Source organism: Sphingomonas sp. HDW15A, assembly GCF_011301715.1.
In the GTDB taxonomy this organism is placed as follows: domain Bacteria; phylum Pseudomonadota; class Alphaproteobacteria; order Sphingomonadales; family Sphingomonadaceae; genus Sphingomicrobium.
On the sequence record NZ_CP049870.1, the window covers coordinates 693,611 to 718,211 of the forward strand.

The 24,601-nt window shown below is 63.4% G+C and carries 21 protein-coding genes and 3 pseudogenes; 16 read left to right on the forward strand and 8 right to left on the reverse strand.

All coding sequences use genetic code 11. From position 1 onward, the window contains the following. Positions 1–28 precede the first annotated feature (28 nt). Positions 29–265: a CHAT domain-containing protein gene (locus tag G7076_RS12655; protein ID WP_277343932.1), complete on the forward strand. Its 237-nt coding sequence runs from the start codon at positions 29–31 to the stop codon at positions 263–265. On the opposite strand, the gene G7076_RS03655 is transcribed toward G7076_RS12655, so the two are convergent. After that, complete coding sequence (locus tag G7076_RS03655; protein ID WP_166200508.1) at positions 262–966, reverse strand: flavin reductase family protein; 705 nt, start codon at positions 964–966, stop codon at positions 262–264. The two genes, G7076_RS12655 and G7076_RS03655, sit on opposite strands and share 4 nt — an antisense overlap. A 68-nt stretch (positions 967–1,034) precedes the next feature. On the opposite strand from G7076_RS03655, the pseudogene G7076_RS03660 reads away from it, so the two are divergent. After that, a pseudogene (locus G7076_RS03660) lies at positions 1,035–2,209 on the forward strand (acetyl-CoA C-acetyltransferase). Here the strand turns inward: G7076_RS03660 and G7076_RS03665 are convergent. Further along, entirely contained in the window at positions 2,206–3,297 is a 1,092-nt protein-coding gene (locus G7076_RS03665) for a CaiB/BaiF CoA-transferase family protein (protein WP_166200510.1), read from the reverse strand. The pseudogene G7076_RS03660 and the gene G7076_RS03665 overlap by 4 nt on opposite strands. A gap of 77 nt (positions 3,298–3,374) precedes the next feature. Here G7076_RS03665 and G7076_RS03670 point away from each other — a divergent pair. Both G7076_RS03670 and G7076_RS03675 read left to right on the forward strand, forming a co-directional pair. After that, positions 3,375–4,528: pseudogene (locus G7076_RS03670) on the forward strand (aminotransferase). Beyond that, positions 4,522–6,002 (forward strand): annotated as a pseudogene (locus tag G7076_RS03675) (aldehyde dehydrogenase family protein). Before G7076_RS03670 ends, G7076_RS03675 begins: the two co-directional pseudogenes overlap by 7 nt. Here the strand turns inward: G7076_RS03675 and G7076_RS03680 are convergent. Beyond that, the gene (locus G7076_RS03680; protein ID WP_166200512.1) at positions 5,965–6,813 is read right to left on the reverse strand and encodes an EAL domain-containing protein; all 849 of its coding nucleotides are present in this window, start codon (positions 6,811–6,813) and stop codon (positions 5,965–5,967) included. The pseudogene G7076_RS03675 and the gene G7076_RS03680 sit on opposite strands and share 38 nt — an antisense overlap. Then, complete coding sequence (locus G7076_RS03685; protein WP_166200514.1) at positions 6,810–7,199, reverse strand: response regulator; 390 nt, start codon at positions 7,197–7,199, stop codon at positions 6,810–6,812. Before G7076_RS03685 ends, G7076_RS03680 begins: the two co-directional genes overlap by 4 nt. A 143-nt stretch (positions 7,200–7,342) precedes the next feature. Between G7076_RS03685 and G7076_RS03690 the strand changes: the two genes are divergently transcribed. Together G7076_RS03690 and msrA are read left to right on the forward strand one after the other, a co-directional pair. Further along, positions 7,343–8,044 (forward strand): PilZ domain-containing protein, encoded by a 702-nt coding sequence (locus G7076_RS03690; protein WP_166200516.1) that lies wholly within the window; start codon positions 7,343–7,345, stop codon positions 8,042–8,044. Positions 8,045–8,110: 66 nt separating this feature from the next. Continuing rightward, positions 8,111–8,659: a peptide-methionine (S)-S-oxide reductase MsrA gene (gene msrA / locus G7076_RS03695; protein ID WP_166203338.1), complete on the forward strand. Its 549-nt coding sequence runs from the start codon at positions 8,111–8,113 to the stop codon at positions 8,657–8,659. On the opposite strand, the gene G7076_RS03700 is transcribed toward msrA, so the two are convergent. Beyond that, a complete protein-coding gene (locus G7076_RS03700) occupies positions 8,634–9,545 on the reverse strand; it encodes an L-threonylcarbamoyladenylate synthase (RefSeq protein ID WP_166200518.1) in 912 nt (303 codons plus the stop codon). The two genes, msrA and G7076_RS03700, sit on opposite strands and share 26 nt — an antisense overlap. 47 nt (positions 9,546–9,592) lie before the next feature. Here G7076_RS03700 and G7076_RS03705 point away from each other — a divergent pair, with 47 nt between their 5' ends. Then, positions 9,593–11,254, forward strand: a complete 1,662-nt coding sequence (locus G7076_RS03705; RefSeq protein WP_166200520.1) for an acyl-CoA dehydrogenase — start codon at positions 9,593–9,595, stop codon at positions 11,252–11,254. Positions 11,255–11,258: 4 nt separating this feature from the next. Here the strand turns inward: G7076_RS03705 and G7076_RS03710 are convergent, their stop codons facing one another. Both G7076_RS03710 and G7076_RS03715 read right to left on the reverse strand, forming a co-directional pair. Next, on the reverse strand, positions 11,259–11,615 hold the full coding sequence (locus G7076_RS03710) for a GntR family transcriptional regulator (RefSeq protein ID WP_166200522.1): 357 nt from the start codon (positions 11,613–11,615) through the stop codon (positions 11,259–11,261). Positions 11,616–11,664: 49 nt separating this feature from the next. Further along, complete coding sequence (locus G7076_RS03715; RefSeq protein WP_166200524.1) at positions 11,665–12,255, reverse strand: nitroreductase; 591 nt, start codon at positions 12,253–12,255, stop codon at positions 11,665–11,667. Between the two features lie 139 nt (positions 12,256–12,394). Here G7076_RS03715 and G7076_RS03720 point away from each other — a divergent pair, with 139 nt between their 5' ends. The 9 genes from G7076_RS03720 to folP all read left to right on the forward strand — a co-directional run bounded on the left by G7076_RS03720 (position 12,395) and on the right by folP (position 23,117). Beyond that, on the forward strand, positions 12,395–14,026 hold the full coding sequence (locus tag G7076_RS03720; RefSeq protein WP_166203340.1) for a peptide MFS transporter: 1,632 nt from the start codon (positions 12,395–12,397) through the stop codon (positions 14,024–14,026). 59 nt (positions 14,027–14,085) lie between these two features. After that, positions 14,086–15,429 (forward strand): amidohydrolase, encoded by a 1,344-nt coding sequence (locus G7076_RS03725; RefSeq protein WP_240913950.1) that lies wholly within the window; start codon positions 14,086–14,088, stop codon positions 15,427–15,429. Continuing rightward, positions 15,426–16,805 carry an amidohydrolase family protein gene (locus tag G7076_RS03730; protein WP_240913864.1) on the forward strand — a complete coding sequence of 460 codons (1,380 nt, stop codon included), beginning with the start codon at positions 15,426–15,428 and terminating at the stop codon, positions 16,803–16,805. Before G7076_RS03725 ends, G7076_RS03730 begins: the two co-directional genes overlap by 4 nt. Next, the gene (locus G7076_RS03735; protein ID WP_166200528.1) at positions 16,802–17,482 is read left to right on the forward strand and encodes an NnrU family protein; all 681 of its coding nucleotides are present in this window, start codon (positions 16,802–16,804) and stop codon (positions 17,480–17,482) included. The genes G7076_RS03730 and G7076_RS03735 overlap by 4 nt, the downstream gene beginning before the upstream one ends. Before the next feature lie 24 nt (positions 17,483–17,506). Next, the gene (gene glmM / locus G7076_RS03740) at positions 17,507–18,838 is read left to right on the forward strand and encodes a phosphoglucosamine mutase (RefSeq protein WP_166200530.1); all 1,332 of its coding nucleotides are present in this window, start codon (positions 17,507–17,509) and stop codon (positions 18,836–18,838) included. Between the two features lie 23 nt (positions 18,839–18,861). Further along, positions 18,862–20,028 carry a bifunctional hydroxymethylpyrimidine kinase/phosphomethylpyrimidine kinase gene (gene thiD / locus G7076_RS03745; RefSeq protein WP_166200532.1) on the forward strand — a complete coding sequence of 389 codons (1,167 nt, stop codon included), beginning with the start codon at positions 18,862–18,864 and terminating at the stop codon, positions 20,026–20,028. A gap of 64 nt (positions 20,029–20,092) precedes the next feature. Then, on the forward strand, positions 20,093–20,722 hold the full coding sequence (locus G7076_RS03750; RefSeq protein ID WP_166200534.1) for a ribonuclease HII: 630 nt from the start codon (positions 20,093–20,095) through the stop codon (positions 20,720–20,722). A 247-nt stretch (positions 20,723–20,969) separates the two neighbouring features. Continuing rightward, positions 20,970–22,049, forward strand: coding sequence for a site-specific DNA-methyltransferase (locus G7076_RS03755; RefSeq protein WP_277343933.1), 1,080 nt, complete (start codon positions 20,970–20,972; stop codon positions 22,047–22,049). Between the two features lie 6 nt (positions 22,050–22,055). Continuing rightward, positions 22,056–23,117, forward strand: coding sequence for a dihydropteroate synthase (gene folP, locus G7076_RS03760; protein WP_166200536.1), 1,062 nt, complete (start codon positions 22,056–22,058; stop codon positions 23,115–23,117). Between the two features lie 9 nt (positions 23,118–23,126). On the opposite strand, the gene G7076_RS03765 is transcribed toward folP, so the two are convergent. Next, positions 23,127–24,557, reverse strand: a complete 1,431-nt coding sequence (locus tag G7076_RS03765; protein WP_166200538.1) for a sigma-54 dependent transcriptional regulator — start codon at positions 24,555–24,557, stop codon at positions 23,127–23,129. Positions 24,558–24,601: the final 44 nt, after the last annotated feature.

Below are 24,601 nucleotides of genomic sequence, written 5' to 3' on the forward strand. Positions count from 1 at the left end.
TTTTGTCGGTGCCGGCGGGCGGCTCGTCATCGCCAGCCACTGGCCCGTGCCGGACGATTTCGATGCGACCCAGCGACTTATTGCCGGGCTGTTTTCAGTCCCGCCCGGAACTGCGACCGTGACCGCGTTAAGGCGGTCGCAGGTCAAGCTGATGGACGATGCGAAGACGTCACATCCCTATTATTGGGCGGCGTTCGCGGTGGTCGGTGATGGACGTTCGGCGTTATTGCAGGCGGACACGGCCAGAGTAGCCGAGCGGCGCTAACTTGCAGATTGGATTTCGATGAGGCGATGGAGGTCGGCAAGCAGCCGGCGATCGCCCTCAGGGATGTTGAGGCCCGGCCCCTCCTTCCATCGGGCAAGCCCGGCACGAAGATCGCCGAGCATGGCACGGCCTATTTCAGTCAGCTGGAAGCCACCCGGAACCAGTTCCAGGAACCCGGTGTCCGCGAGGCGCTTGAGGGCGGGCTGCCCTAGGTCATCCGCGGGTTGCCTCACCCTTCCATAGCGGCCGCCGTGATAGACGAGCGGTTCCGCGTCGCGGCGCTGAAGGTTCTCGACATGACCGACGAAGATGGCGTGATCACCGCCTTCATATTCGAACGTCGCCTCACAACCGAACCGCGCCGCGAACTCGGGAAGTTGCGGCGCTCCTTCCGGGCCGTCTTCGAATTCGAGTCCGGCGAAGCGATCGGCGCCGGGTGTTGCAAACCGCGCGGAAATCTCTTCCTGACCAACGCTCAGCACGTGGACGGCCCAGGATCGCGCTTCCCGGAACGACGGCAGGCTCGCACTCTTCAGAGCCAGGCTCCACAGCACCAGCGGCGGATCGAGCGACACGGAATTGAAGCTGCTTACCGTGAGGCCGATCGGCTGGCCGTCAGGCGCCCGGGCGGTAACGATCGTAACGCCAGTGACGAAAGTACCCAGCGCCTGCCGGAAGGATTGCGGATCGATTGCGGTCATTGGGCAAGTCCATAGCGTCAGGCGCGCGAGCCGACTATCGCGAAGAAGCGACGAACTGGAGAATGAAGATGGCCGAAGCCTATATTGTTGCCGCAACCCGTACGGCCGGTGGCAAGCGTGGCGGGCGACTGCGCGGCTGGCATCCGGTAGATCTTGCGGCGCGGGTTCTCGACGAACTGGTCGTGCGTGCCGGAGTCGACGGAGCTGCGGTCGAAGACGTTATCATGGGCTGTGTCAGTCAGGCTGGGGAACAATCGGCGCAGGTCGGACGAAGCGCGGTCCTGGCATCGTCGCTTCCCGATAGTGTGCCGGCGGTGACCATCGACCGTCAGTGCGGATCCTCCCAGCAGGCGCTGCATTTTGCCGCGCAGGCCGTGATGAGCGGAACTCAAGACATGGTTATCGCCGCCGGAGTGGAAAGCATGACCCGGGTTCCCATGGGATTGCCGATGCAAGGCGCGGCGGCGGCAGGCGCGCCGGCGATGCCGTGGCCGCCGTCGATCCTCGAACGCTTCCAGGTGCCGATGTTCAGCCAGTTCACCGGCGCGGAGATGATGGCCCGCAAATATGACCTCTCTAAGGACGATCTGGATGCCTTCGCATTAGATAGTCATCGCCGTGCTTCAGCGGCCACCGCCGCCGGTGCGTTCGAGGATGAGATTCTGGTTCTCGACGGCGAGGATGCGGAGGGCAATGCGACCCGCCACGACCGCGACGAGGGCATACGCGCCGATGCGACCCTGGAAGGCATAGCCTCGGTGAAATTGCTTGCGGAGGGAGGCCGCATCAGTGCTGCCAACGCCAGCCAGATCTGCGACGGCGCGTCCGGCGTGCTGGTCGTCAACGAGCGGGCGCTGAAGGCTCATGGCCTGACACCGCTGGCTCGCATTCATCAAATGACAGTCACGGCCGGCGACCCGGTCATCATGCTCGAAGAGCCCATACCGGCGACCAGAAGGGCGATCGAACGCGCTGGGATGGCGATCGGGACATCGATTTGTTCGAGGTGAATGAGGCCTTTGCTTCCGTGCCGCTGGCGTGGCTTAAGGAAACAGGTGGGGACCCCTCGCGGATGAACGTCAACGGCGGCGCTATTGCGCTTGGCCACCCGCTCGGTGCGACTGGGACGAAGCTGATGACGACGCTCGTGTATGCCCTGCGCAGGCGCGGGTTGCGTTACGGGCTTCAAACGATGTGCGAGGGCGGAGGGACCGCCAACGTTACGATCGTCGAGGCTCTTTAATCCGCAATCCAGCGTTCGATGACCGAGCGGCCGTCATCGCTTGAATGGCGGATCATTCCCGGAGTGCGCGACAGGCGCGGCGCTGGGGAGGGTTGTTGCGTTCCGTCTTCATCGACAAGGCTGCTCCGCTCCGCGAGGTGGGGCGTGGCAGCGGCTTCATCCATTATCGCAACCACGGTGACGCAGGCGTCGGTGCCGGCATAGACCTTGCCCCAATCCGCTGCGGTCCGCGTTGCGAAGATCGACTCAAGCTGGCGCGCCTGTGCCGGCCAGAATGCTGGGTCGAAGCGCGGCCCGAAGGCGGCGGCGCTGATCCCCAGCGGCGCAAGCAGCGCCGCCCAGAATTTCTCTTCCAGCGCCCCGACTGCGATGAAGCGTCCGTCGGCACAGCCATAGCAGCGATAGAAGGGCGCGGCGCCACCGAGCAGGTTCGCATTGCGCTCGGTCGCTATGACGCGAGGTTCCCCTTGCGCGTTGAACATTGCCAGCATCGAGACGACTCCGTCAACGATGGCCGCGTCGACGACCTGGCCCTTGCCGGAACGTTCGCGCTCGACCAGCGCGGCGAGGATTCCGACGAGGCAGAACATTGACCCGCCGCCATAGTCGCCGACCAAGTTGAGCGGCGGCGGCGGCGGCTCTCCCGGTCTGCCGAGCGCGGCTAGTGCACCGGTCACGGCGAGGTAATTGATGTCGTGCCCTGCGGTCTTTGAAAGCGGCCCGTCCTGTCCCCATCCGGTTAGCCGCGCATAGATAAGACGTGCGTTCCGGCCGCATAGCTCATCCGGACCGAGGCCAAGCCGCTCCATCACGCCCGGACGAAAGCCCTCCATGACAACGTCGGCCTTTTGTGAGGCGTCCCGAGCCAGTTCGGCGTCAGCAAGATCGGCCAGGTCCAGCGTGAGCCGGTGCCGACCGCGATCGAGCGCGGCATTGGGCGGCTGAAGCCGCCCGCCGGGACGCTGAATGCTCACGATCTCCGCCCCAAGGTCCGCGAGCATCATTCCGCAATGGGGCAGCGGGCCGATTCCAGCGAATTCTACTACCCGTATGCCATTGAGCGGACCTTGCGACGACTTGTTGTCCATGCTGCAAGTGTGGCGAGAGCAAGGGCCGCGAACAAGCCTTGCGACACTTGGCGAGCGCGCCTAGCCGTTTTTTCACCATGAACCCACTCTATCAAACGATGGCGACCAGCGTGTTCGAGCGCATGAGTCTTGCGGCGACAAAGCATGGCGCAGTGAACCTCGGCCAGGGCTTTCCGGACTTCGGCTGGGCCGAAGAGATTCTCGATTTTGCGGCGAACGCGCTCAAGCACGGGTCTAATCAGTACGCGCCGTCGCGGGGCCTCCCTTCGCTCCGTGAGGCGGTCGCGGCCCATTACGCGCGGCACCATGGCTGGGATATGGGCGCCGAAGGCGTGTGCGTCACGTCCGGAGCGACCGAAGCGCTTGCCGCGGCCATCTTCGCAACGGTCGAGCCAGGCGATGAAGTGATCGTCATGACCCCGGCCTACGACGCTTACGCGCCGCTCATCCGCCGCGCTGGGGGCAAAGTGATCGAAGTAGCGCTGCATCCGCCGGGATGGCGGATCGAACGGGCGGCGCTCGAAGCGGCCGTCACTCCGAAAACGCGGGCGATCATCTTCAACAATCCGCACAATCCCACCGGGCGGCTGTTCGAAGCAGACGAGCTGGACGCCGTAGCTTCCGTTGCCCAGGACCACGATCTCGTGGTCATCAGCGACGAAGTCTGGGAGCATTTGTTGATGGACGGACAGTCGTTCGTTCCCTTGGCGACACTTCCCGGCATGGCCGAGCGGACGATCAAGTGCGGCTCGGCCGGTAAGATCTTCTCGCTGACCGGCTGGAAGATTGGCTGGATCGCCGCTGCGCCGGAAATTGCGACCCTCGCCGCCCGCGCACACCAGTTCCTGACCTTTGCCTCGGCGCCGAACCTGCAGGCCGCTTGCGCTTTCGGTCTTTCGGAAGGTGACTCATGGCTCAAGCCTATGCGCGAGCGCTTCGCCCGGTCCCGGGACCGGATGAGCGAGCAGCTTCGCGCGGCTGGCTTCACGGTTCTCCCCGCTGCCGCAACCTACTTCCTGATCGTCGATCTTGCCGCTTCCGGGATCGCTGTCGACGACGAGGCGTTCGCCAAGCTCGCGGTCGAGCAGGCGGGGTAGCGGCAGTGCCGATATCGACCTTTGCCGACACTGGCGAGCCGAAGCACCTCGTTCGGCTTTGCTTCGCCAAGAAGGACGAGACGATCGATGCGGGCGTCGCGGCGATGGCCAGGGCCCGGGAGCTTGCATGCTGAGCCCTGCCGATGAAGCCAGCAAAATCCTCTCCGACTTTGGCGTCGAAGCCACGACGGGGACGATAGAATGCCGTTCTCCGATCGACGGCAGCCTCATCGGCAAAGTTAGCGAGGGCGACGCCGCTGCAGCCTGCGAGGCCGCGCAATCGGCGTTTCTCAAATGGCGCACGGTTCCCGCGCCTCGTCGCGGAGAGCTAGTACGCCTCCTTGGCGAGGAGCTGCGGGCGGCGAAAGAGCCGCTCGCCCGTCTCGTCACGCTTGAGGCTGGCAAGATCATCTCGGAGGGTCTCGGCGAGGTCCAGGAGATGATCGACATCTGCGACTATGCCGTCGGCCTGTCTCGGCAGCTTTACGGTCTCACGATCGCCAGCGAGCGCCCCGATCACAGGATGATCGAGCAATGGCATCCGCTCGGACCGGTGGCGGTCATCACCGCCTTCAATTTCCCTGTCGCCGTCTGGGCCTGGAACGCAGCCTTGGCGCTCGTGTGCGGCGATCCGGTTGTGTGGAAACCGAGCGAGAAGACCCCCTCACCGCCGAGGCCGTGATGGCCATTGCCCGGCGTGCGCTCCAACGATTTGGCGATGCCCCGGACGGCCTGCTTCAAGTCGTTCACGGCGGGCGAGATGTCGGCGCCGCACTGGCCGACGATACGCGCATGGCGCTCGTCTCCGCCACTGGCTCGACCCGAATGGGAGGCGAGCTTGGGCCACGCGTCGCGGCGCGCTTCGGTCGAACGCTGCTCGAGCTTGGCGGCAATAACGCGTTGATCGTTGCTCCGAGCGCAGATCTCGACCTTGCCGAGCGGGCGATCCTGTTCAGCGCCGCCGGCACCGCGGGCCAACGATGCACGTCGCTCCGCCGCCTGATTGTCCATGAATCACTCGCCGACGGGCTGGTCGCGAGGATCCGATCCTTGTTCGATCGGATCGCGATCGGCGACCCGCGCGATCCGGCAACGCTTGTCGGTCCGCTCATCGATCGCGGCGCTTTCGATGCCCTTCGCCGGGTTCATCCTGATGCCGAACAGGTTCAGGCAGTCCCCGGCGGCTTCTATGTCCGCCCGGCGCTCGTCGAAGCCGTGCGCCAGGAGGGCCATGTGCTTGAAGAGACGTTCGCCCCGTTGCTCCACGTGCTCCGATACTCGGAACTCGACGAGGCCATCGCGCTCAACAACGGCGTGGCGCAGGGGCTTAGCAGCGCAATCTTCACGAACGATCTTCGAGAGGCCGAGCGATTCATTTCCGCCGCGGGCTCGGATTGCGGCATCGCCAACGTCAACATCGGCCCCTCGGGCGCCGAAATTGGCGGGGCATTTGGCGGTGAGAAGGAAACCGGCGGCGGACGCGAAAGCGGCTCGGATAGCTGGCGCGCCTATATGCGGCGCTCGACCAACACGATCAATTACGGCTCGAGCCTGCCTCTTGCCCAGGGGGTCAAATTCGAACTGTCCGGGGAAGAGCCCGAGCTTTGACTTTTCCGTCGAGGAATTGCCCGTCGGCCCAGCGCTTCGCCCAGTCCTTCGACCACGCTTCCAGATCTTCGGGCGCGAGTGGCGTTCCTACCAGGTAACCCTGCGCCACATCGCAATCGACTTCCGCGAGATAGCGAAGCTGCTCTTCCGTCTCCACACCCTCCGCGGTCACGGTAAGCCCGAGGCCGTGGGCAAGCTCGACGATCGACGCCACGATGACCCGGCTGTCGTTGGACTGGGCCAAATCCTTGACGAAAAAGCGATCGATCTTGATCTCGGTGAAGGGCAGCTGTCGGAGCTGCATAAGAGTGGAGTAGCCGACTCCGAAATCGTCGAGCGCAAGCCCGATCCCCTTGATCCGGAAGCGCGTCAACGTGTCCATCAGCTTGACGAGCGGCTGTGTCGCCCCCTCCGTCAGTTCAAGGACCAGCCGGTCTGTGGGTACCTCGAGTGCCCGGCACATGCGTTCGACGAGATCCGGAAAGTCGAGATGCTGAAGCGACAGCGCTGAGATATTGAAGGCGATGCAGACATCGAGGCCCTCGTCATGCCAGGTCCGCCACTGGCGCAGGCTGGTCGTCAGTCCCCAATTCGTGAGTTGGTCAATGAGGCCATGACGCTCGGCGAGCGGAACGAACCGCGAGGGAGCGACTGCACCCATCTTTGGGTCATCCCAGCGGACCAGGGCCTCGACCCGCTTCAGGCTTCCGTCGGTTAAGCTGACCTTCGGCTGGTAAACCATGTGCAGGCGGTGATTGATCAGCGCCCGCTCGAATCCGTCGAGTAAAGTCAGATCGGCCGCGGCGATCACGGCTGGGATGTTGGAAGGTTGTTTTTGAGCAATGCCTCAAGATCTTCGAGCCGCGCGGGCTTTTCGATCGGGCCAGTCATCTTGAGGCCGAGCTCTTTGCCGAGCCGGAAGGCGCTTTCGAGGACGCGGCTATCGAAGCCACTGATGATCAGCACAGGCCCGTCGAACTCGTGCTCGGAGAGGAAGCGAAGCAATTCGACGCCATCCATGCCAGGCATTCCGAGGTCGAGAACGACCATCGCGGGTCGGTTGGCCAGGAACTCGTCGCGAAATGCGCTGTCGAGGCTGGTTTCGACGGGCTCAAATCCACTCAGATGGGCAGCATTAGCGACGAAGGCGGCGAGCTGAGGCTCGTCGTCGATCAGCAACAGACGCGGTCGCGTCATCAGCGTTTCATTTCCTCCTGCCGGCCCTAAGGCGCATCTACGCACACCTACTCCGGCTACGGTAGAACGCACGCAACCGCTTATTAACCCCGTCGGTGTTAAAACACCATGTTACGCATGATGTTGAGCTCGGAGAGCAAGCGATGTTTGGTTCACTGATCCGACGCAAGCCGGCGCCTTCATTCGGCGACGATCTTTCGGCGTTCGACTCAACGACCTTTTCACTGAGCACTGCGGTTCCTCGTCCGGCCGAACGCCGAAGCGACGAGCGCGTTCCCGCGGCGCTAAGCATCATAAAGCTCACCACAGCGGCAGGAGAGCAGCTTGCACGCTTGCGCAACATGTCCGCTGGCGGACTCATGGCGGAAGTCGGTCACCCGCTCGAAGTCGGAACAACAGTCGAAGTCGACATCCATTCCCAGAAGGTGCCGTCGACCGTTGTCTGGACGCGCGAGGGCACGGTCGGGATAAAGTTCGACCAGACCGTCGATCTCGGCGAGCTTCTCGCCGGCCGCAAGCCGCGGCACGGGTTTCGTCCGCGTCCGCCGCGCCTAGAGGTCAATTGCAAGGCCAGCCTTCGCGTCGGGAAAACCTATTACACCTGCGAGGTGCACGACATTTCGCTCAATGGTCTTAAAGTTGAGCCGATCGAGGAATATTGCCTCGGCAAGAAAGTCGTTGTCGTCGTTGAGAGCCTCCGCCCAGTGCAGGGCGAGGTCCGATGGTTCTCGGAGCGCAAGGCGGGAATTGTCTTCGATCAGCCGCTAAAGTTCGAGGAACTGGCCGAGTGGGTCGGCAAACGCCTCGAGCTTGCCAGTCTCAAAGCCGCCTACCGCAACAAGTAAGGCAGCGTCCGCCCTTGAGATAGGACCGCCGAACCGCCACATGCCGGCCCAACAAGGCTGGAGATGATGATGGACGAGGTCGCAGTTTTTGCAGGCGGTTGCTTCTGGTGCACGGAAGCCGTGTTTCTCCAGCTTCAAGGCGTAAAATCGGTCGAAAGCGGTTACACCGGCGGCCAGACCGTCAATCCAACCTACAAGCAGGTGTGCGGTGGCGATACTGGCCATGCGGAGGCGATCCGGATCACCTTCGACCCGGCGGAGATCGCCTTTTCCGACCTGCTCGACGTATTCTTCGCGACCCATGATCCGACGCAGCTCAACCGCCAGGGAAACGACATCGGAACGCAGTACCGGTCCGCCATATTCCCGCAGGACGAAGAACAGGAAGCGGAGGCTCATGCGGCGATCAAGCGCGCCCAGGCTGATCATCTCCAGCCGATCGTGACGACGATTGAGCCGAAATCCGACTGGTACCCGGCCGAGGATTACCACCAGGATTATTGGGCCGGCGAGGGGCAGTCCAACGCTTATTGTCTGGCGGTCATTCCGCCCAAGCTCGCTAAGCTCAAGTCGAAATTCGGTGCGCGGCTCAGCGAGGAGCCGCAGCCCTCCTAAGCCGGTCATTGATGGCCGCTCCGATCCCCTCGTCAGGGATCGGCGCGACCGCAATACGCGGCTCGGGGGCAGAGTCAGCCTCGTGCATGAAATCGAATAGTCGCGCGGCGGCAGTCACGAGATTGTCGCCAAGGTAAAGCTCGCCAGCGACAGGGCCATAACCGAGCAGGATTTCGCCCGGTTCGGCTACTTTCGCGTCCAATCTTATAGGTTTTGCGGGCGCATAATGGCTGGCCATCATTCCCGGCGCTTCGATCGCGCCGACTGCTTCCACCGCGTCGATGTCGATCGGTCCCCGCCGTAGCAGCCGGAGCGGCCCACCCGTCGCCGCGACGATAGTCGATTCGATACCTTGCTCACATGGACCGCCGTCGATGACGAGCGGTATCCGGCCGCCTAGCGAGTCCGCGACATGCGCCGCTCGCGTCGGGCTGATCCGGCCGCTGGCATTTGCCGACGGCGCCGCAAGCGGTCGTCCTGCCGCTTTCAGCAACGCGCGCATCGCCGGGTGAGCCGGCACCCGGATCGCGATGGTCTCGAGCCCCGCCGTCACCAGCGAGGCGATGCCGTTATCTTCGCGTGCAGGCACCACCAGCGTTAGAGGTCCGGGCCAATGCTCATTCGCGAGCGCCCGCGCCTGGTCATCGAACTCGCCAAGATGCTCCGCCGTGTCGAGATCGAGGACATGGACTATCAGCGGATTGAAGCTTGGCCGCCCCTTGGCAGCATAGATGCGCGCCACGGCCTCGGCGTTCGTCGCATCGGCGGCGAGCCCGTAAACCGTCTCTGTCGGCATCGCGACCGGCTGCCCGGCGCGAATGAGTTCCGCGGCCTTCTCGATCGCCTCGTCGCTGAAGTTCAGTATTTGTGTCTCTGGCGGCGCCATGGCCGCGTCGCTATGGCAAGCGGCGTGCCGCTTCAAGGGATCGACAAATGACCTTTCGCTGCCCGGTCGAAGACCAGCGCTTCATTCTCACGCACGTTGCACAGCTCGAAAGCCTCGGCGTCGAGCCCGACATCTCCGACGCTGTAATCGAAGGCGCGGCGGCCCTTGCGGAAGGAGAAGTGGCGCCGTTGAACCGCAGCGGTGACATTCAGGGATCGCGTTGGGACAATGGGCGGGTCGTCACTCCAAACGGTTTCAAGGAAGCCTATGAGGCGTTCGTCGAGGGTGGGTGGATGTCGCTGCCGGGACCGAAAGAATGGGGCGGGCAGGGACTGCCCTCGGTGCTCTCCGCGGCGATCATGGATAGCCTCAATGGCGCAAATCTCGCTTTTACGCTTTGCCCGATGCTCAGCGTCGGCGCGGTCGAGGCTCTGACCGCTCATGGCTCGCGCGACTTGCAGGAGCGTTATCTGCCGAAGATCATAAGTGGGGAATGGCCGGCCACCATGAACCTGACAGAGCCGCAGGCGGGAAGCGATGTCGGAGCGCTCAGCACCCGCGCCGAAGCCAATGGTGACGGCAGCTGGCGGATCAGCGGCACCAAGATTTACATCACGTACGGCGAGCATGACCTGGCCGAGAACATCATTCACCTCGTCCTTGCCAGGACAACGGGGGCTCCCGGTGGCACAAAGGGGATCTCGCTTTTCCTTGTTCCGAAAGTCCTGCCGGACGGTGCGCCAAACGACCTTCGTTGCGTATCGATCGAGCACAAGGCCGGAATCCACGCGTCGCCCACTTGCGTCATGAGCTATGGCGATAATGGCGGAGCGACAGGTTGGCTCGTGGGCGAGGAAATGGCCGGCATGCGCGCCATGTTTACGATGATGAACAATGCCCGGCTCAACGTCGCCTTGCAGGGTGTGGGCATCGCCGAAGCGGCGACACAGCGCGCCGTCGCTTATGCCTTGGAGCGAAAGCAGGGGCGCCGCGGCGTCGATGTTGCCGTCATCGCAGAGCATCCTGACGTTCGCCGGATGCTGCTTCGAATGCGGGCGCTGACGACGGCGGCGCGGTCGCTGACCTATTATGCGTTCGCCCAGGCCGATCACGGCCGAAAGGGGGATCGCGAGGCCGCGTTACGTGCCGACGTTCTGACGCCGCTCGCCAAAGCCTGGGCGACCGACATTGGCTGCGAAGTCGCAAGCCTTGGAATACAGGTTCACGGCGGCATGGGTTACATTGAGGAAACGGGCGCCGCGCAATTGTGGCGCGATGCGCGGATCGCCCCGATCTACGAGGGCACTAACGGAATCCAGGCGGCCGACCTTGTCACCCGCAAGCTCGATCTCGACGGTGGCGCCGCATTCGACCAACTGGTTACCGAGATCCGCGATACGGCTTCCCACCCGATCCTGCTCGCGCTCGCAGATGCGATCGAAGTCGCCGCTGCTACCTACCGCCAGGCTTCGTCCGACGATCGGCTTGCCGGGAGCGTACCGTTTCTCACAATGTGCGCGGTATTGGTCGCGGGCTGGCTATTGGAACGGCAGGCCGCGGTGGTCGGCGCCAGCGACTTCATGACGGCAAAGCGGGCGGCCGCTGATTACTTTCTGTCTGTGGTTGTGGCCGAAGCGCTCGGCCTGGGTGCAGCGGCAGAGATCGGGGCGGAGGCGCTTTACGCCGTTCCCGCTGCCGCTCTGGCTTAAACGCTCAGGCGGATTCGCGGGACAGCAGCTCTGCCGGGTCGATACCCAAGCGGCTCATGCGCTCGCGAATGGCCGGCCATTCCCTGCTAACGAACTGCTCGCGCTCACTGTTTTTGAGTCGGGCGGCCGCGCCATTTGCCACGAACATGCCGATCCCACGCTTTACGACGATCAGGCCTTCGTCCTGGAACCCCTGGTAGGCTTTCGCGACTGTCAGCGGGTTGGCGCCCTCTTCGGCCGCCAGTGCTCGGACCGACGGCAACGGGTCGCCGTCCTTGAAGCGGCCGGTGACGATCGCGTCACTGATGACTTCGCGGAGGCGGACGTAAACGGGCTTCTCGTGGGCGTTTCTCAGCGTCATGCTGTGGTAATACAGCACGTCGCGAAAAGTTGCAATGCTTTGAATCGGTTCACTCGGCGGGCGGTACCCAGTTCGAGGCCACGGCGTCGAGCGAAGGGCGGACCCGATCATCCAGCGGAGTGACCGGTGTGCCGACATAGAGGAAGCCGGCGATCCGCTCTCCTTCGCCGCAAAATGCGCTGCTGACGGTCGGGTTGGTCGCGGGCCAGCCGGTAATCCATCCTGCGGCATAGCCAAGCGCAGTAGCGGCGTGGAGGAAGTTCATTCCGGCAGCGCCGCACGTCTGTTCCTGCTCGAAAATGGGGATCTTGTGGTCGGGGACCGGCTTGCTGATCAGGACGGCAAGCGCAGGGGCCGCCCGCGCATTGGCAATGGCCTTGGCGACTTTTGCTTCCGGGGCATTCGGCTCGGCGATGGAAAGAGCCCGGCTATACAGTTTGGCGAGGGCATCGCGTTGGTCTGCTCCGACGATGACAAACCGATAGGGCACGAGTTGCCCGTGATCCGGCGTTCGGGATGCAATGGCCAGGATCTGCCGCAACTCGTCGTCGGTCGGGCCTGGTCCGGCGAGATCGCGCGGCCGCCCGGATCGGCGAGTGGCGAGAAGGCTCAAAGGGCTTGATCGATCGTTCAGGGTCATGTCGTTTGCAGTAGCATTTCACGCTTCTGTCACAACCGGCTTCACAAGCGCGGATTCCCCGTTAGGGTGCGTCGCCATTCAACGAGAACTATGGCGCCCCGCGCGTGGCGCCTGCCTTCGGAGAGGGACAAAGATGGGTTTGAAGCCGGTTGGAACTTGGCAGGAAGCGGACTGGATTGCCGCTATCGCCTCGGTCGTGTTGCTGATCTTCCTTGCCATTGGAGGTAGGGTCGCTGCGCAGAAGGAACCGGAATTCGCGGGCCACCCCAAAGGCCTTTACATGTTGTTCTTCGCCGAGATGTGGGAGCGTTTCTCCTACTACGGCATGCGCGCGCTGCTGATTTTCTACCTGACCAAGCACTGGCTCTTCAGCGACGGCGACTCCAACGTCATCTACGGCGCCTACACGGCGCTCGTTTACATCACGCCGATGCTCGGTGGTTATCTCGCCGACCGCTATCTCGGACAGCGCAAGGCGGTGCTGTTCGGCGCAATCCTGCTGACGCTCGGTCACTTCACCATGGCGGCCGAAGGAACTGGCGGCCAGAATGATGCCACCATCAACATCTTCTGGGCCGCCCTGGCCTTGATCATCGTCGGCTCGGGTTTTCTCAAGGCCAACATCTCGGTGATGGTCGGACAGCTCTACAACCTCACCGATCCACGTCGCGATGGCGCCTACACCATCTTCTACATGGGAATTAATCTCGGCGCCGCGGTCGGCACGATCATCGCCGGCTATCTCGGCGAAACGCTTGGCTGGGCCTATGGCTTCGGCGCGGCCGGCATCGGCATGCTCCTCGGCCTCGTCGTCTTCGTCCTCGGTAAGGGTCTTCTCAACGGCGCTGGCGAGCGGCCTGCTCAAATCCCTGGTGCCCGTCCGGTCAACGAATATGTTCTTTACGGCATCGGCCTCGTCGCCGTCGGCGTCTGCTGGTTCCTTATCCAGTATACGGACGTCATCCAGACGCTCCTGATTATCTCGGGCATCGGCCTGCTGGGCTATGTCCTCTGGCAGGCGACCAAGCTCGAAAAAGAACCACGCGAACGTATCTACGCGATCCTGTTTCTGATCAGCCTCAATCCGATTTTCTGGGCGCTGTTCGAGCAGGCGGGCGGTTCGATGAACCTCTTCACGGATCGCTTCGTCGACCGTCAGGGCGTTCCGGCGTCGATCTTCCAGGCGATCAACCCGATCTACATCATCCTGCTGGCGCCACTGTTCGCCGGCCTGTGGATCAAGCTCGGCCGGATCGGGAAGGAGCCGTCAGCGCCCGCCAAGTTCGGCATCGCATTGCTCCAGATGGGCCTTGCCAATCTCGCGCTTGTGTGGGGCGCGCAGGCGTTCGGGATCGCGGTCATGACCCCTGTGATGTTCGTGTTCCTTTATTACCTGCTCGCAACCACAGCCGAGCTTTGCCTGTCGCCGGTTGGCCTCAGCGCGATGAACCGGCTTGCCCCGAAATTCATGGCATCCCTGATCATGGGCGCCTGGTTCTACATGTCGGCGGTTGGCAACTTCCTTGCCGGCAAGATCGGTGAAGCAACCGGTGGCCACGACGGCGAAATGACCAAGCAGGGACTGCTGGACATCTACAGCCTGTTCGGCTGGATCACGATCGGCATCGGCGTTGCGGTCCTCGCATTGTCGCCGATCGTCCGCAAGTGGATGCACCTCGACTCTCTCCAGGACGACATCGACGCCCGTATCCGCGACGTCGACGCGACTGGCGAGCCGGAAGCGACCGGCCCGCTGCCGGGTAAAGCCTGACAGGGAGTAGCGGGGTGACACGACTTGCAGTGATAGGGACGGCGCTCGTCGCCGTCCTCCTGGGCGGATGCGCGACGACAAAGAAGGAAGGGCCGCCGCCGATACGGATCAACCAGGATCCTTATCCGTCGACCTATCATCGCTATTCAGGCGCAGTCACGGCGATCCGCGGGGCGACGGTTTTCGATGGCGAAGGCGCTCAGTTCGAGAACGGCACGGTCGTGCTTGCGGACGGGGTCGTCCAGGCCGTCGGCGACGCTTCGACGCCAATCCCCGAAGGCGCGGTGATCGTCGATGCGGCCGGCAAATGGGTCACTCCGGGTATCATCGACGTCCACAGCCACCTCGGCGACTATCCCTCGCCGGGCACGGACGGAAACGATGACGGGAACGAGGCAACGGCTCCGGCCCGCCCGGACGTCTGGGCGGAACATAGCGTCTGGCCGCAGGATCCCGGTTTCGCGCGCGCGCTCGCCAATGGCGGCGTGACCAGTCTCCAGATCCTGCCAGGGTCGGCCAACCTGTTCGGCGGCCGCTCGGTCGTGCTCAAGAATGTCCCAGCCCGGACGATGCAGGGCATGAAGTTCCCGGGCGCCCCATATGGCCTCAAGATGGCCTGCGGCGAGAACCCCAAGCGCGTTTATGGCAATAAGGGCGGACCCGCCACGCGTATGGGCAACATCGCAACTACGCGCGCGACGTGGCTGAAAGCGCAGGAATATAAGCGCAAGTGGGACAGGTATGAGAAGAACGGCGGCGAGATGCCGTCGCGCGATCTCGCTATGGACACGCTTCGCGGCGTGCTGAACGGCGAAATCCTCGTTCACAATCACTGCTACCGCGCCGACGAGATGGCGATCATGATCGATCTCAGTCACGAGATGGGCTACAAGATCACCAGCTTCCAGCACGCTGTCGAAGCCTACAAAATCGCCGACCTGCTGGCCGCCAACGGCACCTGCGCCGCGATGTGGGCCGACTGGTGGGGCTTCAAGATGGAAAGCTACGACGGCATCAAGGAGAACATTCCGTTCGTCGACCGCGCCGGTGGCTGCGCGATTGTCCATTCGGACGATCCCAACGGCATCCAGCGTCTGAACCAGGAAGCGGCCAAGGCGCTCGCCGACGGGCGAAGGGCCGGGCACAATGTCACCGATGCTTACGCCTGGCGCTGGCTCAGCTACAATCCGGCAAAATCTCTCGGGATCGCCGATAAGACGGGAAGTCTGAAGACCGGCAAGATGGCGGACGTCGTGCTGTGGAACGGCAATCCGTTCAGCACCTACACCAGGCCGGAACGCGTATGGATCGACGGCGCTCTCATGTACGACGCCAACAATCCGCGATTGCGGCCGGTGAGCGATTTCGAGCTCGGGCAGCCGGGCGAAGGAGACGTCAAGTGAAGCGCCTGTCGTTCCTCGCCGCTCTTCTCGCGGCAAGTGCAGCGCCGCTCGCCGCGCAAACGGTTGCGATCACCGGCGGAACAGTGGCGCTCGGTGACGGCAGCGAGCCCATTCCTGGCGGCACGGTGGTCATCCGTGACGGCAAGATCGCCGGTGCAGGTCTCAACATCGCAATCCCGCGCGGAGCCGAGATCATCGATGCCCGCGGCAAGTGGGTCACCCCGGGCATCGTGGCCGGGTTCTCGCGGCTTGGCATCAGCGAGGTGGACCTAAGCGCTGACGGTTCGACCGACGACCGGGCGCAGAACAGTCCGTTCAGCGCCGCGCTCGACATCGCTCCGGCAATCAACCCGATGCAGACCACGATTGCGGTCAATCGGGCCGACGGCGTCACAAGGGCTGTCGTGGCGCCGAACATCGGCCGCAACATTTTCGGCGGGCAGGGTGCGCTGATGGATCTAGGCGCAGACCGCGACCCGGTCACCCGCGCGCGCCTGTTCCAGTTCGTCGAGTTCGGCGAGCGTGGCGCCGGTGCCGCCGGCGGATCGCGTCCAGCGACTTACGCCATGTTCCGCAATGCTCTTCGCGAAGCTCGCGAACTGTCGCGCTTCGCTGTGAGCAGAGGTGGGCGTGCGGAAACCCAGGAAGACCCGGTTGTCCGCGACCCCAACGAATCGCGTCTCATTGGCCCCAACGTCAATCGTAGCGAAGACATCATGCTGACGCGGTTCGACGCCGCGGCGCTCGTTCCGGTACTCCAGGGCCGTCAGTATCTGATGATCCATGTCGAGGCCGCCAACGACATCCTCAATGTCATCAAGTTGAAGCGCGAGTTCCCGACAATTCGGCCGATCATGGTCGGCGTGACCGAAGGATGGACGGTCGCAGGTGAGATCGCCGCTTCCGGGATCCCTGTTATCGCTTCGGCCGTCAACGACCTTCCCGCAAGCTTCGAGATGCTCGCAGCAACCCAGTCGAACGTCGGCCGGATGCGCGATGCCGGCGTCAACGTCGCCATCGGCATGATCGACGACAACGACACGCGCTACTTGTTCAACCAGCGCCAATACGCCGCCAATCTGGTGGCGTTGGGGAAGGTGCCGGGGGCGGCAGGCGTCAGCTGGGGCGAGGCGCTGGCCCTGATCACCTCACGTCCCGCGCAGGTCATTGGCATGGGGGGCAAAATAGGATCGCTGAACACCGGCGCAGCCGGCGATGTCGTAATCTGGTCGGGCGATCCGCTGGAGCTTGCGAGCGCCACGGAGGCCGTATGGATTGACGGCGTCCGCCAGCCGCTGGAGAGCCGGCAGACCAAGCTTCGCGACCGTTATCAACGGCTTGATCGAAGCGCGCTTCCCGAGGCGTACCGCCGGTGACCCCGCTCGGCCAGCTCGAGCTGGCTGCGGCGTCGTTCGTCGGCACGCATTTCCTTCTGTCGCATCCGCTTCGCCGGCCGATCGCCAAGGCAGTCGGAGAGCGCGGCTTCCTGCTGCTCTACAGTCTCGTCGCCTTTGCGACACTAGGTTGGATGGTCTGGTCGGCACGGGCGATCGGGCTGGAGGCGCCGCGCTGGGAGGTCGGACCTGCGCTGATCATTCTTGGCAGCTTGCTGACTTGGCTAGGCGCGATACTGTTCGTTGGCTCGTTCGTGAAAAACCCGGCGTTGCCGCACCCCGGCGCCAGGCTCGAGACGAGCTTCGGCAATCCGCATGGCGTATTCCGAGTGACCCGCCATCCAATGATGTGGGGTTTCGGCCTGTGGGCGCTCACCCATGCAATGGTCAATCCGACGCCGTCTGGACTGGTTATTGCCGAAGCGATCTTCGTGCTCGCCATAATCGGCGCCGCTCTTCAGGACTTTAAGAAGAGACGCCTGATCGGCAGCGCATGGCGCCAGTGGGAGGGCAAGACCAGCTTCTTCCCCTTCGGCCGCGGCCTTGCCTGGCCGGGGACTATGCCGTTCGTTGGCGGCACCTTGCTATTCCTTCTGGGCACCTGGGCGCATGGCGCTTTGGGTCACATGCCCGCCGGTCCCTGGGCGCTACTAAGCTGAGGTTTTTCCGGCTAAGGCGCGGCTATGAGCAAGTTTTTCGGCACCGACGGGATTCGCGGCCAGGTTAATTCGGAGCCGATGACGGCGGAAATCGCAATGCGTGTCGGGCAGGCCGCGGGCGCGCATTTTCTACGAGGCGACCACCGCCACCGTGTCGTGATTGGAAAAGATACCCGCCTCTCGGGCTACATGATGGAATCGGCCATGGTGGCGGGCTTCACCTCGGTCGGCATGGACGTCGTACTGGTTGGCCCGATGCCGACCCCGGCGGTCGCGATGCTGACCCGCTCGATGCGCGCTGACCTCGGCGTGATGATTTCCGCCAGCCACAACCCATTCGTCGACAATGGCATCAAGCTGTTTGGGCCGGACGGTTACAAGCTGAGCGACGAGGCTGAGCAATCGATAGAACGCCGTCTCAAGAAAGAGCCGAAGCTAGCAAAGGCCGAGCTTATCGGCCGGGCAAAGCGAATCGACGACGCGCGCGGCCGCTATGTTCATTTCGTCAAATCGACCTTTCCGGATCGGCTTCGACTCGACGGCCTCAAGATTGCGGTCGACTGCGCTAACGGCGCTGCCTACCAGGTCGCGCCCGAGGCGTTATGGGAACTTGGGGCGGAACTCGTTCCGCTCGGGGTGAAGCCCAACGGCACCAATATCAATGACCGCTGCGGCTCGACACATCCGGCAGCGCTTAGCGAGGCGGTCGTCGCTTCCGGAGCTGATATAGGCCTAGCTTTCGACGGAGATGCTGACCGGCTGATCGTCGTGGACGAGGCCGGGACAGTGATCGACGGCGACCAGTTGATGGCGCTCATCGCGCTCAGCCAGTCACGCCGCGGCGAGTTACGGGGCGGGGCGGTGGTCGCAACGGTCATGTCCAACCTTGGGCTCGAGCGGCGGCTCGCCGAGGACGGAATACGCCTCAAACGCACCAAGGTCGGCGATCGCTATGTTCTCGAAGAAATGCGCGCCTCCGGCTGCAATGTCGGCGGCGAGCAGTCCGGACACATCATTTTGTCGGATCATGCGACGACGGGCGACGGCCTGGTCGCGGGTTTGCAGGTCCTGGCGGCACTGATTGAGGGCGGCAAACCAGCCAGCGAAATACTCCGCCAGTTCGATCCTGTCCCACAGTTACTGAAGAATGTCCGGTTTAACGGGGGTGATCCGCTCTCCGAACTTTCAGTCAAGAAGCGAATTGCCGATGCCGAACGGCAGATCGAAGGTCGCGGCCGGCTTGTCATCCGCAAGTCGGGAACGGAGCCGCTGATCCGGGTAATGGCAGAAGGCGACGATGCGATAGAGGTCGAGTCCGTCGTGAACTCGATTTGCGATGCAGTGGCTTCTGTTTAGGATTTCGCTCTAAGGTCGCAGGCGTGACCACTCCCCGAATCCTCATTATCGCTGGATCGGACAGCGGCGGCGGCGCGGGCATCCAGGCCGACATCAAGACGGTTACGATGCTAGGCGGCCATGCCATGACTGCCGTAACGGCGATCACCGCCCAGAACACACTCGGTGTTGACGCAGTCCACTCTGTCCCAGCCGAGATGATCCTGGCCCAGATCAATTCGGTCGTGGACGATATCGGTGTCGATGCCATCAAGATCGGCATGATCGGCGGCGGTTTCGCGGCGCGCATGGTCGCGGAGCGTCTCGGCGAACTCTATCCGCGCGTCCCTATCGTCTTCGACCCAGTCATGGTCGCGACGAGCGGCGATGCGCTTGCCGACGACGCGACTGTTGCCGCCTTCGGCGAGCTCATGAAGATTGCGACTATAGCGACGCCGAACCTGCCGGAACTTCGCCGGCTCTCGAGCGAGGAAGACCCAGTCGCGGCCGCGCTAAGCCTGGTTTCCGAGCATGGCTGTGCGGTCCTGATTAAGGGCGGGCACGACGAAGGCGAGGCGCTCGCCGACGCGCTCATCGAGACCGACAATATCACCAGCTGGCAGGGCACTCGGATCGACACAACCAGCACCCATGGCACCGGTTGTACTTTGGCCTCGGCAATCGCTTTCTATCTAGGCGCGGGCTGCCAGCCGGCGCAGGCGGTCGAGCGCGCGCGTTCATTCGTCCGGATCGCCATGCTCGACGCGCCTGGGCTCGGTAAGGGGCACGGTCCCTTGGGTCACCAGAATGTGCGCCTCGACACCGGTCTCGGCCTTCGGCTCAATCAGGTCACGGTAACCGGCAAGGATTTCGCCAAGATGGTCGGTTTCTACCGCGCACTCGGCCTCAAGCAGATCGTCGACAGTCCGGAAAACCTCTATGCGCGGTTCGAGGCCGGGGGCGCGACCTTCTCGATCCAGTGCGATCCTGAAGCCGAGGTCGGCGAGACGGTCGCGGTCTATTTCGAATGCGATGATCTCGATGACCGGGTCGAGCGACTGGCGCGCCTGGGAATCCCGTTTGAGCATGGCCCCCGAAACCAGCCGTGGATGTGGCGCGAGGCCCGACTTCGCGATCCTGGCGGCAACACCGTTTTCCTCTACAAGGCGGGCGAAGCGCGGCGCTTTCCGCCGTGGCGGCTAGAGAATTAATCCACAATCTTTTCAGCGTTCTGCTTGGCAGGACGCGATTGCGCGGACTAGCATTGCGTCACGCATGAAAAGGCCTTGCTTCAAGATCGAACGGCAGTTTCCGACGCCGCTCGCCGGTGTCGACGAGGCCGGCTGCGCACCGCTGGCAGGGCCGGTGGTCGCCGCGGCCGTGATTCTCGACCGGGACAAATTTCCCCGCGGAATCGACGATTCGAAGAAGCTTAGCTTGGAGGAGCGGGAGTCAATTTACGGCCGGCTCCAGAAAGTGGCGGCGATCGGGATCGGTATCTGCACGGTCGAGGAGATCGATCATCTTAATATCTACTGGGCACGGATGACCGCGATGGCCCGCGCCGTCGAGGCTCTTGGCGCAGAGCCGGCCTGGGTGCTTGTTGACGGGAACGCTTGTCCGCGCTGGCAGCGGCCGTCGAAAGCGATCGTTTCGGGGGATGCCAAGTGCCGCTCGATTGCGGCGGCCTCGATCGCGGCAAAAGTGACGCGCGACCGGATTATGGCCGACCATGCGCGGACGTGGCCCGGTTATGGCTGGGAGCGCAATCGCGGTTATCCAACGCCGGAGCATATCCGCGCGATCCGCGAGCTTGGCATCACACCGCTCCACCGCCGGACCTTCGCCAAGGTGCGCGAGCATCTTGAGCAGGAAGTCGAGTTGCCGCTGAATTTGCCGGCCTGAGTCCTCTCAGTCACACCACTAGGGATTGAGTCCGCATGGGCCATGATGACTCAACATCTTGTGGTTTGGCCCGCGCGGATTCCTTTTGTTCTCTGACCCTTCGGGGCGCCTGTTAACTCTTGTTCGCTTGACCCGGAGTCCGGCCTGACTCACCGATAGGGCAAGCAGTGGGGAAGGGGCGTCAGGCGTGAACTACATCGCACCGGTGACCGGTAAGGCCGGCCGTGCCGAAAGGGCGCGCACGTCGATTGCGAAGCGAGAGCTACCGCTCGACCAAATTTTGACCGGGGACTGCATCGCGGAAATGGCGCGCCTGCCCGACAAGTGCGTCGACATGATCTTCGCCGACCCGCCCTACAACCTGCAACTCGGCGGCGACCTCATTCGTCCCGAGGGCGGCAAGGTCGACGCCTGTGACGACGATTGGGACAAGTTCGATAGCCTCACGGCCTATGACGATTTCACGCGCGAATGGCTGGAGCAGGCGCGCCGAATACTGAAGGACGACGGCACGATCTGGGTGATCGGCAGCTACCACAACATCTACCGTGTCGGCGCACTGCTCCAGGACGCGGACTTCTGGATTCTCAATGACATCGTCTGGCGGAAAGCCAATCCGATGCCGAATTTCCGCGGCACTCGCTTCACCAACGCGCATGAAACGATGCTGTGGTGCGCCAAGGACGAGAAGGCGCGCTACACCTTCAACTACCGCGCGATGAAGGCGCTCAACGACGATTTGCAGATGCGCAGTGACTGGGTGCTTCCGATCTGCAGCGGCGGCGAGCGTGTGAAGGACGAGCATGGCGAGAAGGCGCATCCGACTCAAAAGCCGGAGGCCTTGCTCTACCGCGTGCTGCTGGCCTGCACCAAGCCTGGCGACGTTGTACTGGATCCTTTCTTCGGTACGGGCACGACCGGGGCCGTAGCCCGACGTCTTGGCCGGCGCTGGATCGGCATCGAGCGCGAGAAATCCTATGTGAAGGTCGCGATGCAGCGTATCGAGTCGACGCTTCCGCTCGACGAAAGTGCGATGGAGACTGTCCCTGACAAGCGCAGCCAGCCGCGAGTCGCATTCGGCCTCCTGGTAGAGAGCGGCATGGTTCCGGCCGGCTCGACCCTGATGGATTCCAAGCGGCGTTGGAAGGCGAGCGTCCGCGCAGATGGCTCACTCACTTGCGAGAGTCACTCGGGCTCCATCCACAAGGTCGGCGCCGCGCTCCAGGGCGCGCCGTCGTGTAACGGGTGGACATTCTGGAACATCGAGAAGGACGGGGCGCTCGTTTCGCTCGATACGCTTCGCTCGGCCCACCTCGCCGGCCTATAGAGGCTCATGCGCACGCTCATCCGGCCGACCGGCTTCGTCGATTCCCCGTTCGGCCTTGATGGCAAGGTCGCCCGCCTCGCCGGTGGGCTCAACTGGTTTGCACAATGCGAACTTATTCACCCCGATGGCGCGCGCGAGCTTGTCCCGGTCGAAGGCATAGAGAGCCGGCTCGATGGGTCCATGGCCGCCGATTGGCAAAGGCTTATCTCACCGCGCGGGCCGCTCCAGCTTGGCGAGCGGACAATCCGCCTCGACCAGCCGCAGGTGATGGGAATCGTCAACGTCACGCCGGACAGCTTTTCTGACGGTGGGGCCTACGCCGATTCTAACGAAGCAGCCTTCGCCGGCGCTGACATGACTGCCGCGGGCGCAGCGATCCTCGATGTCGGGGGAGAATCGACGCGTCCGGGCGCGAAAGCGGTTTGGGAAGGCGACGAGATCGAACGCGTTCTTCCCGTTGTCCGGCGGCTGGCCAGCGGCGGCAATGCCGTTTCGATCGACACCCGCAAGGCGTCAGTGGCAGAAGCCGCGCTCGGTGGCGGTGCGCATCTCGTCAACGATGTCTCGGCCATGACCTACGATCCGCGCATGACCGAGGTTGTGGCGGCATCTGAGGTCCCGATCATCCTGATGCATCACCAGGGCGAGCCGCAGACGATGCAGGAGGATCCCCGCTATACCAACGTGCTTGTCGAGGTATTTTATTGGCTGGAAGAGCGGATCGCAGCGGCTGAATCGGCCGGCATCGCCCGCGACCGCATTCTCGTCGATCCCGGAATCGGTTTCGGAAAGACCGTCGCCCACAATCTCGCGCTGTTGAACGGCCTGGCACTGTTTCACGGTCTCGGCTGCCCGATCGTTCTCGGTGCGAGCCGAAAGAGGATGATCGGTGCGCTCTCGAATGAGGCTCCTGCCGACCAGCGACTGGCCGGAAGCATCGCGCTGGCGCTCAAGGCCGCGGAGCAGGGCGCGCAGGTCATCCGTGTTCACGATGTCCCGGAAACGGTCCAGGCTCTCAAGGTTTGGCGTGGCCTGAGGGACCAAGCCCTGACGCCCCGGATTGGCTGATCGACCGCGTCAGCCGCGGGTGTCGATGCCCAGTTCGGCAAGCTTGCGGTAAAGGGTCGAGCGCCCGATCCCCAGGCGCCGCGCAACCTCCGTCATTCGCCCGCGATAATGGCCAATGGCGAGACGGATGACGTCGGCTTCGATCTCTTCCATGCTGCGAAGGTGACCGTCGGCTCGGAACAGGGTCAGCTGTGGCCCGCCGAGCGCCGCGTCAGCACTAGATTGGCTGAGATCCGGCTGGCGGTCGCTGCGCCGTCCGCTGAATCGTGACTGGATTGCGATATGCGGGAAATGCTCCGCGCCCAGCGAGGAGTCCTGGCATTGCAGCGCTGCTCGCAGGAGGACGCCAGCGAGCTGGCGAACATTGCCCGGCCAGCCATAGCGCATGAGGATCGCAAGAGCGTCATTGCCAACGCTAAGCGGCTTCATTCCGGTTTGACCAGCTATGCGTTCCAACAGGTGTCGAGTGAGTGCGGGAATATCGGTGCTACGCTCGCGAAGGGGCGGGATCGTGACTGAAACGGCGGCCACGCGCTCCTTCAGCGCTGGGCTGAAGTCCTCCGGCAGTGGAGTGCTCGAGGTGGCGATGATCCGCACGTCGACAGAGTTGGACCCGTTGCAGCCTACCGGCCGGACTTCGCCGGTTGCCAGGGCCCGGTCCAGGAGCGCCTGGGTCTCGGCCGGAAGTGTTCCGATTTCGTCGAGAAGCAAGGTGCCGCCGTCGGCCTCGACAAGTTTTCCGACCTTTTCGCTGAACGCGCCCGGGAAAGCACCCGCGACATGCCCGAAAAGGGTCGAATCGATGATGTTCTGGGGCACCGCCTTGCAATCGATCGTCACCAGCGGCCCCTTGGCACGAAGGCTCGCCGAGTGGATGGCGCGGGCCAGCGTTTCCTTGCCGGTACCGGGCTCCCCAACGATCAGTATCGGCAAGCGGTTACGTGCGCTTTTCGCGGCGACGGCGAGCGCGCTCCGAAAATCGGGCGCTGCGCCCACCAGTTCCTCGAGCGACAAGTCCGTCGCCAGCTTCTCGGAGACCGGTGCGAGCTCACCCGTTGGCCGTCGGCGATCGCGGTGCGAATTGAGTGCTTCAAGCATCCGTTCCGGTGCTACGGGCTTGACCAGGAAATCGCTTGCTCCGGCGCGCATCGCAGCGACCGCAAGAGGGATCGATTCCTGGTTTGCGAGCACCAGCACCGGAAGCTCCGGACGGCCCGAGCGCAATCCCGCGATCAGGTGCGGCCCAGTATCCGCATCCCATCCGGAAACGAGGACGGCGCGGACTTCACGACCCTGCGCACCGGCAAGAATCTCTAGCGCAGACTGACCGTCGGCGGCGGTGAGGCTCCATCCGGCGCGGGAGGCCGTCGCCGCTAGTGCGCGTCGTTCGGCATGGTCTGCGTCAACTAGAAGCAGCGTCCGGAGCAATTCTTCGCGCATCTCGAGTCCCTTTCGGGTCCGACCCTAATCCGGCAGGAGTAAAA